The sequence below is a fragment of the Sphingobacterium sp. UME9 genome, from assembly GCF_014170215.1.
In the GTDB taxonomy this organism is placed as follows: domain Bacteria; phylum Bacteroidota; class Bacteroidia; order Sphingobacteriales; family Sphingobacteriaceae; genus Sphingobacterium; species Sphingobacterium paramultivorum.
Map to the genome: position 1 here is coordinate 13,160 of NZ_LZZP01000002.1, position 14,895 is coordinate 28,054.

Annotated in this window: 16 protein-coding genes; 8 read left to right on the forward strand and 8 right to left on the reverse strand. The window is 38.3% G+C overall.

The features are described 5' to 3' along the window. Positions 1-21 precede the first annotated feature (21 nt). Positions 22-285 carry a hypothetical protein gene (locus tag A9970_RS01220; RefSeq protein WP_075990905.1) on the reverse strand — a complete coding sequence of 88 codons (264 nt, stop codon included), beginning with the start codon at positions 283-285 and terminating at the stop codon, positions 22-24. A gap of 575 nt (positions 286-860) precedes the next feature. Here A9970_RS01220 and A9970_RS01225 point away from each other — a divergent pair. The 3 genes from A9970_RS01225 to argC all read left to right on the forward strand — a co-directional run bounded on the left by A9970_RS01225 (position 861) and on the right by argC (position 4,039). After that, positions 861-1,577, forward strand: a complete 717-nt coding sequence (locus A9970_RS01225; RefSeq protein ID WP_070561978.1) for a GNAT family N-acetyltransferase — start codon at positions 861-863, stop codon at positions 1,575-1,577. A gap of 161 nt (positions 1,578-1,738) precedes the next feature. Then, positions 1,739-2,923, forward strand: a complete 1,185-nt coding sequence (gene argG / locus A9970_RS01230) for an argininosuccinate synthase (RefSeq protein ID WP_182981023.1) — start codon at positions 1,739-1,741, stop codon at positions 2,921-2,923. Positions 2,924-3,025: 102 nt separating this feature from the next. Next, positions 3,026-4,039, forward strand: coding sequence for an N-acetyl-gamma-glutamyl-phosphate reductase (gene argC / locus A9970_RS01235; protein ID WP_145327158.1), 1,014 nt, complete (start codon positions 3,026-3,028; stop codon positions 4,037-4,039). 186 nt (positions 4,040-4,225) lie between these two features. Here argC and A9970_RS01240 read toward each other — a convergent pair whose 3' ends face one another. The 4 genes from A9970_RS01240 to A9970_RS01255 form a co-directional block, all read right to left on the reverse strand. Continuing rightward, positions 4,226-4,912: a hypothetical protein gene (locus A9970_RS01240; RefSeq protein WP_145327157.1), complete on the reverse strand. Its 687-nt coding sequence runs from the start codon at positions 4,910-4,912 to the stop codon at positions 4,226-4,228. Positions 4,913-4,922: 10 nt separating this feature from the next. Next, positions 4,923-5,645: an intradiol ring-cleavage dioxygenase gene (locus A9970_RS01245; RefSeq protein WP_075990909.1), complete on the reverse strand. Its 723-nt coding sequence runs from the start codon at positions 5,643-5,645 to the stop codon at positions 4,923-4,925. Between the two features lie 75 nt (positions 5,646-5,720). Continuing rightward, entirely contained in the window at positions 5,721-6,410 is a 690-nt protein-coding gene (locus A9970_RS01250) for a LytTR family DNA-binding domain-containing protein (protein ID WP_075990910.1), read from the reverse strand. 61 nt (positions 6,411-6,471) lie between these two features. Then, positions 6,472-7,626 (reverse strand): sensor histidine kinase, encoded by a 1,155-nt coding sequence (locus A9970_RS01255; protein ID WP_088160116.1) that lies wholly within the window; start codon positions 7,624-7,626, stop codon positions 6,472-6,474. 429 nt (positions 7,627-8,055) lie between these two features. Here A9970_RS01255 and A9970_RS01260 point away from each other — a divergent pair, with 429 nt between their 5' ends. Then, positions 8,056-9,348, forward strand: coding sequence for a DUF3472 domain-containing protein (locus A9970_RS01260; protein ID WP_145327156.1), 1,293 nt, complete (start codon positions 8,056-8,058; stop codon positions 9,346-9,348). 105 nt (positions 9,349-9,453) lie between these two features. Here A9970_RS01260 and A9970_RS01265 read toward each other — a convergent pair whose 3' ends face one another. Then, positions 9,454-10,290 carry a hypothetical protein gene (locus A9970_RS01265; RefSeq protein WP_145327155.1) on the reverse strand — a complete coding sequence of 279 codons (837 nt, stop codon included), beginning with the start codon at positions 10,288-10,290 and terminating at the stop codon, positions 9,454-9,456. Positions 10,291-10,562: 272 nt separating this feature from the next. On the opposite strand from A9970_RS01265, the gene A9970_RS01270 reads away from it, so the two are divergent. Genes A9970_RS01270 through A9970_RS01285 form a run of 4 tightly spaced genes read left to right on the forward strand, consistent with a single transcriptional unit; the run spans position 10,563 to position 12,889 of the window. Then, entirely contained in the window at positions 10,563-11,078 is a 516-nt protein-coding gene (locus A9970_RS01270; protein WP_075990914.1) for an RNA polymerase sigma factor, read from the forward strand. A 41-nt stretch (positions 11,079-11,119) separates the two neighbouring features. Continuing rightward, positions 11,120-11,809: a hypothetical protein gene (locus A9970_RS01275; protein WP_182981024.1), complete on the forward strand. Its 690-nt coding sequence runs from the start codon at positions 11,120-11,122 to the stop codon at positions 11,807-11,809. A gap of 6 nt (positions 11,810-11,815) precedes the next feature. Next, positions 11,816-12,337, forward strand: a complete 522-nt coding sequence (locus A9970_RS01280) for a DUF4252 domain-containing protein (protein ID WP_120333165.1) — start codon at positions 11,816-11,818, stop codon at positions 12,335-12,337. A gap of 6 nt (positions 12,338-12,343) precedes the next feature. Continuing rightward, positions 12,344-12,889 carry a DUF4252 domain-containing protein gene (locus A9970_RS01285; RefSeq protein ID WP_075990917.1) on the forward strand — a complete coding sequence of 182 codons (546 nt, stop codon included), beginning with the start codon at positions 12,344-12,346 and terminating at the stop codon, positions 12,887-12,889. 93 nt (positions 12,890-12,982) lie between these two features. Here the strand turns inward: A9970_RS01285 and hemL are convergent, their stop codons facing one another. Both hemL and A9970_RS01295 read right to left on the reverse strand, forming a co-directional pair. Then, the gene (gene hemL / locus A9970_RS01290; protein ID WP_145327153.1) at positions 12,983-14,293 is read right to left on the reverse strand and encodes a glutamate-1-semialdehyde 2,1-aminomutase; all 1,311 of its coding nucleotides are present in this window, start codon (positions 14,291-14,293) and stop codon (positions 12,983-12,985) included. Between the two features lie 87 nt (positions 14,294-14,380). Then, the gene (locus A9970_RS01295) at positions 14,381-14,773 is read right to left on the reverse strand and encodes a hypothetical protein (RefSeq protein ID WP_182981025.1); all 393 of its coding nucleotides are present in this window, start codon (positions 14,771-14,773) and stop codon (positions 14,381-14,383) included. Positions 14,774-14,895: the final 122 nt, after the last annotated feature.

A 14,895-nucleotide genomic window follows, 5' to 3' on the forward strand; every position in this document is an offset into this window, starting at 1 on the left:
AAAGCGGCATTAGCCGCTTTTTTATTGTTGAGCATGATTAATGCTATCCTGTTGTTTTTGTAAACGCTCTTCCCGCTCGATCTCTCTAGAGTCGATCTGATGCTGTTGATAATTGTCCATGGCCACTTTACTGGCTTTCTGCGATACGTAGATCGCTAATAGGGCAACAATAGTAATGATTGCTATTCCCCAGGCATATTTATGTTTGTCCTGTTTGACGAGCCAATACATAAAGATAATGTAAGGGACGGCAAAAATAATATAGAAAATTAAACTCGGTGACATACTATTCTCCATTAAATGATCCCTACAAAAGTATCGTTTTTGACTAAAAATAACGAACCGATAGAAAAAACAACAATTTCAATTGATAAAGCCTTAAACCTTTATCCGTTTTATTGTCAAATTAATATCGCTAATGTGATCGTTCTATTACCGACTTGTTGTGGATTAATTGCTTGAAAATGAAGCTTACAGGAAGGTTTTGACGGTGGATTGTAAATTTTTAATTTTTGCAAAAAATCAATGAGAATATTGTGGAAAAGAAAAAAATATTTTTATACATTTGCATCGTCAGAAACAATTGACAGAGCATAAAAAAATGAAACAGAACAAAAAGAACGATTATTCTTATATTCAAACTTTTGAGAAGTTTATGAAGAAGGTCTTTTGTGCTTTCATTTTTGTAGAAATACCTGTTTTACGCCTCCGACGACCTATACTACCTCGGGCTTGATTTGAGGTAGTGAATCTTTCCAAGCAAGACCATGATTGTCCGATGGTTTTGAATCCATTATTTTAATTTATTTAGTAACAAAACACGACAGTAGTTGTTGTTTTATTATTAGGGTCGTAAGTCAATGACTATATCAGATTTTTTAATTATCCCGGCTAAACCTGAGCATGCACATTATGCAGAGGTTATTTGCGACGAAATGTTCGAGTCTGCAAAGGCTCGTGGTACTGGTATTGCGCGTCGTAAACCAGAATACGTTGCCAACAAGATGAATGAAGGTAAAGCAGTGATTGCTTTACATAGAGATGGCCGATGGGCAGGTTTTTGTTATATAGAAACTTGGGGGCATGGGGATTATGTCGCTAACTCAGGTTTGATTGTCAATCCCGAATTCAGAAAAGTCGGTTTGGCAAAAGCAATCAAAAAAAGAGTCTTTGAGCTTTCACGTGAGAAATACCCTAAAGCGAAGATCTTTGGTTTGACAACCGGATTCGCCGTGATGAAAATCAATTCAGAACTGGGCTATGAACCGGTTCCCTATTCCGAATTGACTTCCGATGATGAATTCTGGAAAGGCTGTCAAAGCTGCGTGAATTATGAGATCCTGATGAGTAAAGACCGTAAAAACTGTATGTGTACCGCCATGCTTTGGGATCCCGAAGAGAAAGAACGTGAATTGCGGGAGAAGATCCAGCGCAAGCATGAAGCGAAAGAACGTTTGGAAAGAATTACACAAAAACAGTCTCTGCTAAAGCGTATACAGGCGAAGTTTTGGAAATCGGCCAATAAATTTATTGCTGTCAATTTTCCGAAGCATAACAAAGTCGCAAAAGGATATTAAGCTAAGGCTGAGCGATTATATTGAAAATAGATGTAACAGGTAACTGAAGATGTTCGTAATAACAAGATCAGTTCAAGGTTCTCTCAACATAATAATAAAAAACCGAGTGAAACGAGCTTAAATCAGCCGTTGAAAACAAACACTCATAAAATAACATTCTAATGAAAAAAGTAGTTTTAGCATTTAGTGGCGGATTAGATACTTCATTCTGTTGTATTTATCTTACACAAGATTTAGGTTTAGAAGTTCATTCCGTAGTTGTAAATACAGGTGGTTTTTCGGATGAAGAATTAAAAAATATTGAAGAACGTGCTTATGCTTTAGGTGTGAAATCACATACAGCTATAGACGAAACGGCAGACTATTACCGCGAAACTATTAAATTTTTGATTTTTGGCAATGTGTTAAAAAATGCGACTTATCCATTGTCAGTATCTGCTGAGCGTGTATGCCAAGCAACCGCAATTGCAAACTACGCAAAGAAAATTGGCGCTGAATGTGTTGCTCATGGATCTACAGGTGCAGGAAACGACCAAGTACGTTTCGATATGATTTTCCAGACCCTGATTCCAGGAGTGGAAATTATCACCCCAATCCGTGATCTACAATTGTCGCGTGAAGCCGAAATAGAATATTTGAATAAGCATGGTGTAGAGTATTCTGCTGAAAAAGCAAAATACTCCATCAATAAAGGTCTTTGGGGTACTTCTGTTGGTGGAGCAGAAACATTGACATCCAACCAATACTTACCAGAGTCGGCATGGCCAACTCCAGTGACTTCTTCAGAGCCGCAACAAATTACAATCGATTTTGAAAAAGGAGAGCCTATTGCATTAAATGGTGAGAAAATGGCTTCCGTTAGAGTGATTCAAGAATTACAGACAATAGCTCAACCATACGGTATTGGCCGTGATATCCACGTTGGTGATACAATCATTGGTATCAAAGGCCGTGTGGGTTTTGAAGCCGCTGCTTCTGTCATTTTAATCAAGGCACATCATGCCTTAGAAAAACATACCTTAACTAAATGGCAATTGTCCTGGAAAGATCAAATCGCTGCTTTCTACGGAAATTATATGCACGAAGGCCAAATGCACGATCCCGTTATGCGTGATATCGAAGCATTCTTGCAATCCTCACAAGAAACAGTGACTGGCCGAGTGATTGTTGAACTTCACCCATACCGTTTTGTCGTCATTGGTGTCGAGTCTGAACACGATTTGATGTCCAATAAATTCGGCAGCTATGGTGAAATGAATAAGGGCTATACAGGTGACGATGTGAAAGGTTTCTCCAAAATTTTTGGAAATCAAACCATCATTTGGCACAAAGTGAATAAAAAATAAGCCGTGTTTTATGCCATGTATTTTTTCTTAAAGTAAACTTGATAAGAAAAAGTACATGGCATGATAGGTGATAACGCATACCTAAATTCTAAATTCAAAAAAATGATAAGAGTAGGAATAATTGGTTCGGCAGGATATACTGGTGGTGAATTATTACGTGTATTGATTTATCATCCTGAGGTGGAAATCGTATTTGCTAATAGCGCTTCCAATGCAGGAAATAAGTTATATGAAGTTCACAATGATCTATTTGGTGATACTGAATTGACCTTCTCTTCGGACTTTCACTCAGCTATTGATGTATTGTTCTTATGTGTTGGTCATGGTGATGCACGCAAATTTTTAGATGCAAATCCAATCGATGCATCCGTGAAGATTATTGATCTCTCACAAGATTATCGTCTTCGTGCGAATACAGCTTTCCAAGGTCAACAATTCGTGTATGGGCTTCCGGAACTAAACAAAGAGGCAATCAAAACGGCTCAGTATATTGCTAATCCAGGATGCTTTGCAACAAATATCCAATTGGCTTTATTGCCATTAGCGAGTAAAGGCTTATTACCTGATCAAATCCATGTTAATGCAACGACTGGATCAACAGGGGCAGGACAAAAACCAGGTGCAACAACGCATTTCTCCTGGCGTAACAATAACCTTTCTGCTTACAAATCTTTTGAACACCAGCATTTGCAGGAAATTTCAGAGTCCTTGGATCAGCTACAAGCGGGATTTTTGCCGGTGTCAGACGGATCATTGTTGGAACGTGCTGCTGCAAAAATTAATTTTGTTCCTCAACGTGGCGATTTTGCCCGCGGAATTTTTTCGGCAATTTATGTAGACACCGATTTGTCTGAAGAGCAGGCCTACGCATTGTATGACAGCTATTATGCCGCTCACCCTTTTACACATGTCAGTCCTAAAAATATTGACCTCAAACAGGTCGTTAATACAAATAAAAGTATTATCCACCTCGAAAAGCACGGAAATAAGCTCCTTATTTTAAATGCGACCGATAATTTGCTGAAAGGAGCATCTGGTCAAGCTGTACAAAATATGAACTTAATGTTCGGTTTAGACGAGCGTACAGGATTAAACTTGAAAAGCGTTGGTTTTTAGCCATTTTTAAAATATTAAACAGCAATATCAACAAGTTGTGAGTAACTTGAGGGATCACCTTAAAAGCGAAATGAGGTTTTCAACATTTTATTAACATCGTGTGGAAAAGTGAAGGGTAGACCCTTCACTTTTTTATGTTTATCGTGGTCGTTATTTTGGAAATCATCGTTTTTTAAATCTATTCCGTTAGAAACACAAAACCACCAAAAGGCCAGTTGCCGATAAGCATTCGATGTCTAAATTTTTTGAATCTGGTAGATAAAGACCATCAGATGGATAAAGAATACGTTCTTCAACTTCAAAATTACCATCTAATGCAAATGCAAATGCGCTTTTTTGGTCTTGGCCAATCTGTAATTCAAAATCATGTTTTCCGGCAAATGCACCGAAGTAGAACTGAAAATCAGTAGCTAAGTCGGTGCCTACAGGATACATCTTGTTTTTCTCAAACGAAGATGAAAGTGGAAGATTCACAATATGAGGTAGTGTAGGAGTGTTTATTGCCGAATTAAGCACAAATTCTTGAAAGATCGCAGGCTCCCCAACTTCGGATGATGCCTTTATGTGAATTGCCGTATTATTTTCAAAATTGTGTACTAAGATTGTTCCGACAGGAACGGTATAGGTTTGGCCATCCATCGTCACGAGTAGATCCCCAACCAAAGGAATCAAAAATGAGACTGTATCCTGATTGGTCGGGAGTTCCAAAGTCTCTTGAAGCGCGACTTGCCAGCTATTGACTTGTTGCAACCGGCCAATAGCCTCCCGGTGAGGAGCAGCAAAAGAGCCATAATTGAGTGTGCTCCTGACTAAATGTGTTCCGATTGATGTTTCCCCTCGCTGTTCCGCGATATAGATTCTAATATCCTGCATGATCAGGCTGTTAAGCATTAACATGAATCGTCATTTTCATTTGGAAACCTTCAGATAAGGATCCTGTGACCGTAGACATTTCTTTGGTAACACCATCGCTGAATACGTTGTCATTGGCATTATAGGTATATCCTGAAACACCTTTTTTGTAACCATAAGAAGAACCTGTGTTATTGACTTCAAGACACAGACTATCTTGAAAGGCGATTTGCGTCACTAATAGCGATTTACCTGTAGCATCATATACATGAACGTGAATATGTGTTGCTCGACCTTGATACCAGCCCGGAAAGATGGTTTGGAAAGAAACAAGTCCATTGGCATTCGTAACTTGTCTACCGCGGTACCAATTGACAGACTGGTAGTTGCTGGATTGCATCTGTGTTCCGCCATATTGGGAATAGTTACCTTCCACATCACAATGCCAAATATCCACTAAAGCTCCTTCTAGTGCCGCACAGCTATTGTTTGTATTAACAATGGTAATTAAACCGAGCATATTCGCCCCAATACCATCACCTTTGCGTATATCTGATCGGACATAACTTGAAGGTGTTTTTGTCGGAAAAGGCCCTTCGGTTTCCGAAGGTGTTACACTGCAGCTTGAATCGACATTTACGTCAGTGCCCTCATCTGTAATTGATGTGGTATCGTCTTTCTTGCAAGCTGCCCAGACCATTGGCCCTGAAAATGCGAGCAATGATAGGGTTTTTATAAAATTTTTGCGTTCCATATCTCTTCTTTTTTATTTATGGAAGCAAGGTAATAGACGGAGATGTAAAATAATGTTAAGTAACGATAAAGAGGCTTATTGCATCGACGAATCACGTAGACATTGGATAACCTCATTATAGTAACCATCGCCGACTTTCAATGTGAAGTTGGGTAATTGTACTTTACGCTGTGAAAATGTAATGATGTGTTTGACTGCGATAACAAAGCTGCGGTGGATACGGATAAACTGATTTTTTGGCAAACGCTCGAGCATGGCTTTCATTGTCGATAGAGTCAATATTGTTTTTCCGTGTATAAGGTGTATTTTGATATAATCTTGCATGCTTTCCAAGCACTCAATTTCGTCAAGATAGATCTTGATTCGTTGATATTCTACACTCACGATTAAAAAGGGGCGATGGCTCTGTGTAGCTGAACGTGTCATCGCTTTATCGATGGCCCGTTCAAAACGGACGAAGTCAAATGGTTTGAGAAGATAGTCTACTGAATCAAGTTCAAATCCATCTATCGCATACTCCTTATGTGCTGTGGTGAAAATCAATAAAGGTCTTGGTTTTAAGTTCTTTGCAAAATCAATACCATTGATCTCGAGCATATCAATATCCAAAAAAATCAAATCAACACTGTTATTGGCGAGATATAGCTTCGCTTCATGGGGGTTACTGAAGGTTGCAGCAAGCTGTATAGCAGGATGCTTTGCTGTGAACGTCGAAATAATACGAAGAGCCAGGGGTTCATCGTCAAGAGCTATGCAAGTTAACATCGATTAAATTAAGATAAACTGCTTTTGTATATATAATCGTATAGCCTAATATAGAAACAATTTATGAAGAAATGTAAAGGATAAGCTGAACGAAAAAAGAATGATCCTCCTGCTGGATCGTCAGGCGATGTTTGTTGGCATAAAAATGTTCCAATAGACGTTTAACATTTTTAAGACCTGTTCCTGTTCGGTGTTGTTCGGTTGACTGTGTAGCTATGCTATTCTTTACATTTAATACACAGGATGTTGGCGTTAGAATGACTTCAAAACTTAATTGGGAGGGCTCTATTGTGCTTAATCCATATTTGAACGCATTTTCAACAAAAGGAAGCAACACAAATGCGTGTATCGTTTTAGGGTGTTCTAGCCCCGCATAGTGTTCACTGATCGAACAATTTGGGCCAGTGCGTAGCTTTTGGAGATTGATAAAATCTTGTATAGCCTGAATTTCGATCTTGATGTCAATCGTATCACTATGCCGTTCATCCATATAATAACGCATTAATTGCGAAAGACGATGAATACTACTCGCGACGGCATCATCGTTGGTCAATGCTAATGCATAAATATTATTTAAGGTGTTGAATAAAAAGTGGGGGTGGACCTGGGCTTTTAAGAAGGAAAGTTCGGCCTTCATCCGGTCTTGTTCGACCAATTGCATCTTTTGCTGAGTTTCCATCCAGTAGGTTACGATTCTATAGAGTGCGGCAAGGCTAATGGTTAACAGGAAAATATACACGGAAGCAATATCGATGGGTTGTGGCCGTTGTCCCGGGGTCTGCCCCGGACCTCGGTCTGGGGAATGCCTAGCAGATGGCGGCGGTGGAAAATCAGGGTGATGCCTAGACGAAAATTCTCTTTCTCCAGGGGTAGGTAATTGCTGACGTCCAATATGCATCAAGCGATCGAAGGGCTGAAGATAACAGGCTAATAACAAGCCTGTCAAAATAATGGAGATTCCGTAACTGATAAATTTTCGTTTTCTTATCGCATAAGGAATTAGCAGGTAAGCATTGACATAGAATAGGATTAAAAAACAGCCTGTGAAAATCCAAAATGCCGGCGCAAAAAGTATTTCCTTAATTTCCAATTGACCGTTGTTAAAAAATAATACTGGAAAGGATAAGAAAATAAGCCAGGCGAGTCCATGGATCAATATGGAGATTTGTTTTTGTCCTAAGATACGTTTTGATGTGCTATCAGCCGATTTGTCCATGGAGCTTGCAATTTTAGCTTTTATTAAAGGGGACTCTGATCTTAAAAATACACAAAAAGATTAGATCGTATTTTTAAAATGTTAAAATACACATCTCATTTTATAATAGTTCATTTAAATGGAAAGGAATAATGGTCAATTATTGCTGTTTTTTTACACAATCGATTGATATACATTTCCTTTCTTTTTCTGTAAATCTAAGCCTTATCTTCATCAAATAATCCAGTTTCACAAACCGATACCATCTTTATTCAATAGTAAAGTGCAACAGAAAGATAGCTGATAAATTGAGTTTCAGAACAACTAAAGGAGTTTGGTTTCGTGAAGTATTCGAGTATAGCAGCATCTCGAATGCATGGCAAGCATTAATAACCGCAGGTAGTATAACTAGCCTAGGTTTGATATATAAATTGATAAAAAAAATAAAGTATGAAAAGAAAACACTTTATCCAGTATCTCTTTATGGGAGCTTTATCCTGTCTTTCGATAAGCAGTATAGCGCAAACAGTAGGGAAGACTTATGCCGTACCACTTGCCGGGAATGCTTTCATTACCGCAGGACAAGCTGGTGAAGCGGAAATTTCCGGTCGTAATGGCCTTGTAAAATGGTCAAGCGATCAGGAAGTGGTATCGGTTTATTTTAGGGCTCAAAAGGCGGGGAAATTGACTTTGAAACTGAAGGCAAAAAACGATGCTGGAAAATCCAAAATAGCAGTAGACGCTTTAGGAAAAAAGACGATCGTGAATGTGGAAAGTATTGAGCTGTCGGAAACAGCGCCTCTGTCGATTGATGTAAAATCGCCCGGTTACGTTCAGGTTAATTTAAAAGGCTTAAGTAAATCGGGAAGCAATTTTGCCGATGTAACCGAATTGCTTGTGAGCGGCGAAGCGGCTTCGGAAGGTCTTCTATTTTCCAATGATCCTGAGTATTACTATTGGTCCAGAAGAGGCCCTTCTTGTCATCTCAATTATACTGTTCCTACGGAGGGTAACGTTAGTTACTATTATAACGAAGTAACCGTCCCTCAAGGAGAAGATAAAGTTGGTTCCTATTTTATGGCGAATGGTTTTGGCGAAGGCTACTTTGGTATACAGGTTAATTCAGAAACCGAGCGACGTATCTTATTTTCCGTCTGGAGTCCATTCCACACAGATGATCCGAAAAGTATTCCAGATGAGCAAAAAATCCATCTACTAAAAAAAGGAAAGGATGTGCATTCGGGTGAGTTTGGAAATGAAGGGTCAGGCGGACAGAGTTACCGTAAGTACTTTTGGAAAGCAGGGGTAACCTATAAGTTTCTCTTGAAAGGCGTGCCCGATGGAAAAGGGAATACTGATTATACGGCTTGGTTTTTTGTACCCGAAGAGAATGCATGGAATGTGATCGCAAGCTTCAAACGTCCGCAGACAAACACCTACCTGAAACGATTCCATAGTTTCTTAGAGAACTTTAGTCCTAATCAAGGCTACCTGGGTAGAAAGGTTGAGTTTGGCAATCAATGGGTCTATGATGGACAATGGAAAGCTGTACAGGAGGCTTCTTTCAGTGTCGATAATACGTATCGTGCAAATCAACGCATTGATGCAATCGGCGGCATTACCAAAAACGGATACTTCCTTAGAAATGGTGGTTTCTTTAATGACGTTGTTAAGCCAGGAAGTAAGTTTGAATTCCGAAATAAAAATAATGCACCGAAAATTGATTTTGACAAACTGCCTTAATCAAAGAGGAATAAAGACAATGTCTTTTTGTCGCTCAAAGTTTGTCCTAAATACAAAAGAGTCACATTTTAATGCGACTCTTTTGTGTTTAGGACAGCCCTCAATTTATTTTTCAGACAGTTTGATATCACGTTCTACCGAAACATTATCTCCAGTAACAGCATTACCATCCTTATCCACTAGAGTCAATTTTACTTTATTGTTGCCCATTGGCAGCCCTTTTATCTCATATGGCCCCCATTTGTCCAATGTAAATGTCTGGCCATTGATATCTGCAATTACCTTGTTGCCGTCTGGAGCAAGTTTGGTATTGACTACGTAAAAATCTAACAGGAGATTTTTTGTTTCAGCTCCTTTATACTCACCTTTAGGTCGCGAATAGAAAAGTGATGGTTCCTTTGGTGTTGCATCTGTCGTCAATTTACCCGTTGCATCAATCTTAAATTTTACCAATTTAGAAGCTTCAGTGGTTTTTATGGATTCATGATAGGATCTTGATAAAAATGAGAGCAGGTAATGTTCCGAATTTAACGGTACTGTTACGGAGTTCTCGGGTTTGTAAAGAGCCGTGTAAGGTTTATTGTCTAAAATAAAATGGATATGTTGGCCATCATGCGAATTTGCCATATGGGCAGCATGGGCATCATCGGTCATCTCAGTCAATTTGAAATTCTTAATCGCATATTTTACAGTTACTTTTGCGGAGTCTGTTCCTACCTTTTCTGCAGTGATCGAGGCAATCTGCAGATCAGCTCCAGGAAATTCTTTCGAGTCTGCAATAGGACTAACGGTGATTGAGTCCATTTTTTGTGCAGTATTTGTGTCGATACTGCTGCTTGAGTCAGCTCCACCTGTACTTTTTGTAGAAGAGTTGTTACACCCAATAGCGCCTACCAATAGCGCTATTGCAGCAGTAATACCTGTAATTCTGTAATACTTCATAATTTTTTTGTTTAAATTTTTAATCATTCAGCATCTTAAGTAACAGTCTATGTTCCTATTTTGTTTGTAATAAGGTTAAAAATAGGCCGTTTGGGCTACTCATTGAAGTTTAATACACAATGAATTAAATATTTTTTAAAAAATAGTCATATTAGATGTAATAAATCGATCTGCTGAAATGTCTTGATTATATAAAAGGCACGGGTGATATTGAGATGGAGCATAAGCCGATTAAAAATTAAAATAGAGTAAGTCTCAATATTGACGATAACATGAATCAAGAGCAATTTAAAAATACCGTTTTCATCCATAAGGATAAGCTATTTCGCTTTGCGAAACGGATCTTGATTGATGATGACGAGGCTTTTGATGCGGTACAAAATGTGATGATGCGGTTGTGGCAATTAAAAGATCAGTTGCTTCAATACAAAAATATGGAAGCCTTCTGCATGCAGAGTGTGAAAAATGAAGCACTCAATCGTTTAAAAAGAGATAAGGTCCGGGCGGATTTTGTTGAACAGCATCAGGTTGTTGCGATGACCGAACATACCGTTGGGAATACGAAAGAAATTATTCTGGAGATGATCAATTCTCTTCCCGAAAAACAACGGCTTGTTATGCATCTGCGCGATGTTGAGGATTATGACATCGATGAAATCGGTGAAGTATTGGAGATGGGGGAGTCAGCAGTCAGAGTTAATCTGATGCGTGCAAGACAGAAGGTAAAAGAACAATTGACAAAATTATTCGATTATGAAACCACGCGGATTTATTCAGGTAAAAAATAAACCCGATTGTTTCATCTTCTTTGAAAATAAGATATACAGTGATGAAAGATAAGAAATTAAAAGAATTGGAAGAGAAGTACTTTAATGGCCAGTCGTCATTAGAGGAAGAAAGAGTATTGAAAAACTCGGATAATGCTTTTTTTCAATCATTGAATCAGGAAAAAAATAAGACAATGGACTGGTCCTTTGAGGACTTCCAAAGTGAGATCAATGATGATAAGAAACGTATTGTGTGGTGGAATAATAGCTGGATAAAATATGCAGCAGCAGCCATGTTGGTAATGGCTATTGGAATTGCACTATTCCTAAATCAGGAATCAGCAATACAAGGACCTGTGCTCGCCAAAAAAGAAATGAGTGAGTCGAAGCCTGCCGATAAGAAGCTGCTTGACGATCAAAATATAGAAATAACAGCTCCCAAACTTAATGATGAGGTAAGTGCGGAGGACAGTGGAAAGGCGATGCGAACAGCAGAAACTTTTAAACGTCCAAAAGTAAAAAAACAGGCCAAAGATTGGATAGTGAAGAAAGAAGTCGTGACTGAAAGTTCGGAATTGACAACAGAAGAGTCCTACCGGGCAGATTATGTTGTTTTGAATGGGAAACCTGTCGTGAATGAACAGGAAGCTGTTGAACTGACCCTAAAATCTTTGGGCTTACTGGCAAATAATCTGGAAAATGGTGTAGATAAAGCAATGAATATAAAACAAATGTCAATAACGATTAACTAAAATAAAATGAAAGGTTTTTTAATAGCTTGCCTTCTACTTGTAGCAAGTATGGCAAATGCACAAATTTCAAAATTGGATAAACTTTTTGAACAATATCAAGGAAAGAAAGGTGTAACGACACTCAAGATTGGGGCGCCGATGTTCAAACTATTGGGTAATTTGAAAATAGACGATGAGGATATGCAGACAATTACACCACTGCTTAAGAATGTTAAATCGTTGCGGATGCTGATTGTTGAGGATGGAGAAGATAAAGCTTTAACAGGTATTATTCGGGGGGCGGTGTCTAATTTAAAATATGAAGAGCTTATGTCACTCAACAGTGATGGACAAGATATCCGATTCATGGTAGAAAATATGTCCGCAAATGCCGATATCCTAAACAATCTGTTACTTACAATCAATGGAGATGGGCAAAACCTATTTATGATCCTGGACGGGGCTATACCGTTGAAAGATGTGACTAGCTTGGTCAACGAAGGGAATAATAAAGTGAATAAGAACAAAGGAGATAACAACAAAAAGTAGAAAATTATGAAAAGATTACTAACCTTGTTGTGCCTAGTTGGCGTTCTTTTCTCCATGCAATCATGCATGATAAAAAAAGCGTCCAATATGGACTTCGTCAGTCGGTCTAATGTATCTGACGATGCTGAGATTGTTGCGATTAATTTACCGATGTGGTTAACAAAACCCTTTATGAAAAAAGCCTTAAAGGATGATAATGATGAAGATACTCGTGCAATGGCCGAAATTGTAAAGAAATTGAAGAAGTTCAGAATGCTGACACTGTCAAATAATGATAAAATAAAGAATGCGCGTATTTTGGACGATTACCATAAGTTTTTAAAGAAAAATAAATTTGAGGAACTTCTGGTTATTAACACCGATGGCCAGGAAATTTCGCTAAATGCTCGTATTGATAAGAACAATGTCATTCAGCGGGTTTCTTTATTGGTCCATGATGATGAAGATGAAAGTGTATTTATGGATATCAAAGGTAAGTTTTCGTTGGATGAACTTATCGCCGGATTAAATAAGATGAAATCCAAAGATAAGAAGTTGGCAAACAAACTTTAATAAGTACGTTGATTCAAACCGAAACTTCCACTAACCTATAAAAAAAGCCCTCCAGTAATATACTAGAGGGCTTTTTTTAAAGTAGTTTGATTTTTATGCGCTAAAGACAATGTCCAACGCATCAAAAATATGTTTTTTTGCCAGGTCAAGATCCGCTGCTGTATGTGCATCAGAAACAAAACCTACTTCATAGCCTGAAGGGCCAAAATAAACGCCGCGATTTAACAACTCGCGGTGCATAATTTTATAAGATTCCATCGATTTAGGATCGATTTCACTCGCTTTTTTAATTTCTTGCTGTTCTGTAAATGCAAACCAAAAAATAGAAGCAACATGGAAAAGTTGAACTTTATATCCTTTCTCGGCAATATAAGTACGCATATCATTGACGAAAGCCTCTGTTTTGGCATTTAAATTTGTGTAGAAATCCTTTTGAGCCAAGATACCCAATGCAGCAATGCCGGCAGCCATAGCAACTGGATTTCCGGATAAAGTTCCTGCTTGGTAAACTGCACCATCAGGAGATATACAGGCCATCAATTCTTTTGAGGCTCCATAAGCACCGACAGGCATTCCGCCACCAATAATTTTACCGTAGGTAATAATATCAGGTTGTACATCATAGTAAGCTGAAGCACCTTCAAAACCAACACGGAATCCTGTGATCACTTCATCCATAATCAACATTGCACCATGTTCTTTGGTGATATTACGTAAGAAGTGAACATACTCCTTAGATTGCAACAATAAGCCATTGTTTGCAGGTATACCCTCAATGATAACTGCCGCAATCTGATCTTTAAACTCTGCAAAAGCAGCTTCTAAAGCTTGCTTATCGTTTAATTCGATAACAATGGTTTCGTCTGCAAATGCTTTAGGTACACCGGCCGAAGATGTCTCACCAAAGGTTACCAGGCCAGAACCAGCTTTTACCAAAAGAGAATCGGAGTGCCCATGATAACAGCCATCAAATTTGATGATCTTATCACGTTTCGTATAGCCTCTAGCCAAACGGATAGCAGACATTACAGCCTCGGTGCCAGAACTGACAAAGCGAATTTTCTCAATAAATCGATTGTTTTCGATAATCAACTCAGCTAGTTGGTTCTCCAACGCAGTAGGAGCGCCAAAACTTAAGCCTTTCCCGAGTTGTGCCGCTACTGCTTCACGAACTTGATCATTATTGTGCCCTAAAATTAGGGGACCCCATGAACAACAAAAATCGATGAATTCATTGCCGTCCGCATCCCAAAGATGCGCCTTATCGCCACGTTCAATAAATAATGGGGTACCATATACGGATTTGAAGGCCCTAACAGGAGAGTTTACGCCTCCAGGGAAATATTGTTTTGCTTTTTCAAATAGCTCAGCAGATTTTGCTCTTGAAATATCAGGTGCTTGCATAGTCTATGTATTTGAATGCGAAGTTATCTTTTTTTGAGAAGATAAGTCTCATAGAAACGTAAGGAATCCATAATAGCCTGATATTAGCTATTTAAATTGAGTAATAGTTTCCTTTTTTAGCAATTGTATTTCTTGTTTATTGACAAACAGGATAATCTCATTGGCCGATTTAATTTCAATCTCAAAAGCCGTCTTATTATCATTATATTTTCCAAAAAGGCTTGGACTAAAAAAGTACCCACTGAATTTTTTGCTATCTAATATTGCAAAATTGCCCACTTTTTGATGAACTGAAGTTGGGGGACTTTGATGGTTTGAATTTGAAAAGGTGAAAAAGGCGTCGCCATTCTTATTAAATATGATTGATTTCAATTTAGCGTTGGCCGCAATCCAATTGCCTTCTAAAAAGGAGTAAAATGTATGTTCATGTACGGAAGGAGCCGATAACAGGAAACTGCTGATTATAATACTTTTTAACATAATAAGGTGGATTATAATTTTCTGTTTGACCGCAATGTAATAAAAAGGTTTAAATAATATTTTAAAAAAAGCAGAAGCTCGGAAATGAATTCCCGAGCTTCTGTTAGTTATATTCCGATTAT

Bases quoted from the DNA above. Each gene is read 5' to 3' on its own strand.
- A9970_RS01220 (WP_075990905.1), bottom strand. From the start codon at position 285: ATGTCACCGAGTTTAATTTTCTATATTATTTTTGCCGTCCCTTACATT.
- A9970_RS01225 (WP_070561978.1), top strand. From the start codon at position 861: ATGACTATATCAGATTTTTTAATTATCCCGGCTAAACCTGAGCATGCA.
- argG (WP_182981023.1), top strand. From the start codon at position 1,739: ATGAAAAAAGTAGTTTTAGCATTTAGTGGCGGATTAGATACTTCATTC.
- argC (WP_145327158.1), top strand. From the start codon at position 3,026: ATGATAAGAGTAGGAATAATTGGTTCGGCAGGATATACTGGTGGTGAA.
- A9970_RS01240 (WP_145327157.1), bottom strand. From the start codon at position 4,912: ATGCAGGATATTAGAATCTATATCGCGGAACAGCGAGGGGAAACATCA.
- A9970_RS01245 (WP_075990909.1), bottom strand. From the start codon at position 5,645: ATGGAACGCAAAAATTTTATAAAAACCCTATCATTGCTCGCATTTTCA.
- A9970_RS01250 (WP_075990910.1), bottom strand. From the start codon at position 6,410: ATGTTAACTTGCATAGCTCTTGACGATGAACCCCTGGCTCTTCGTATT.
- A9970_RS01255 (WP_088160116.1), bottom strand. From the start codon at position 7,626: ATGGACAAATCGGCTGATAGCACATCAAAACGTATCTTAGGACAAAAA.
- A9970_RS01260 (WP_145327156.1), top strand. From the start codon at position 8,056: ATGAAAAGAAAACACTTTATCCAGTATCTCTTTATGGGAGCTTTATCC.
- A9970_RS01265 (WP_145327155.1), bottom strand. From the start codon at position 10,290: ATGAAGTATTACAGAATTACAGGTATTACTGCTGCAATAGCGCTATTG.
- A9970_RS01270 (WP_075990914.1), top strand. From the start codon at position 10,563: ATGAATCAAGAGCAATTTAAAAATACCGTTTTCATCCATAAGGATAAG.
- A9970_RS01275 (WP_182981024.1), top strand. From the start codon at position 11,120: ATGAAAGATAAGAAATTAAAAGAATTGGAAGAGAAGTACTTTAATGGC.
- A9970_RS01280 (WP_120333165.1), top strand. From the start codon at position 11,816: ATGAAAGGTTTTTTAATAGCTTGCCTTCTACTTGTAGCAAGTATGGCA.
- A9970_RS01285 (WP_075990917.1), top strand. From the start codon at position 12,344: ATGAAAAGATTACTAACCTTGTTGTGCCTAGTTGGCGTTCTTTTCTCC.
- hemL (WP_145327153.1), bottom strand. From the start codon at position 14,293: ATGCAAGCACCTGATATTTCAAGAGCAAAATCTGCTGAGCTATTTGAA.
- A9970_RS01295 (WP_182981025.1), bottom strand. From the start codon at position 14,773: ATGTTAAAAAGTATTATAATCAGCAGTTTCCTGTTATCGGCTCCTTCC.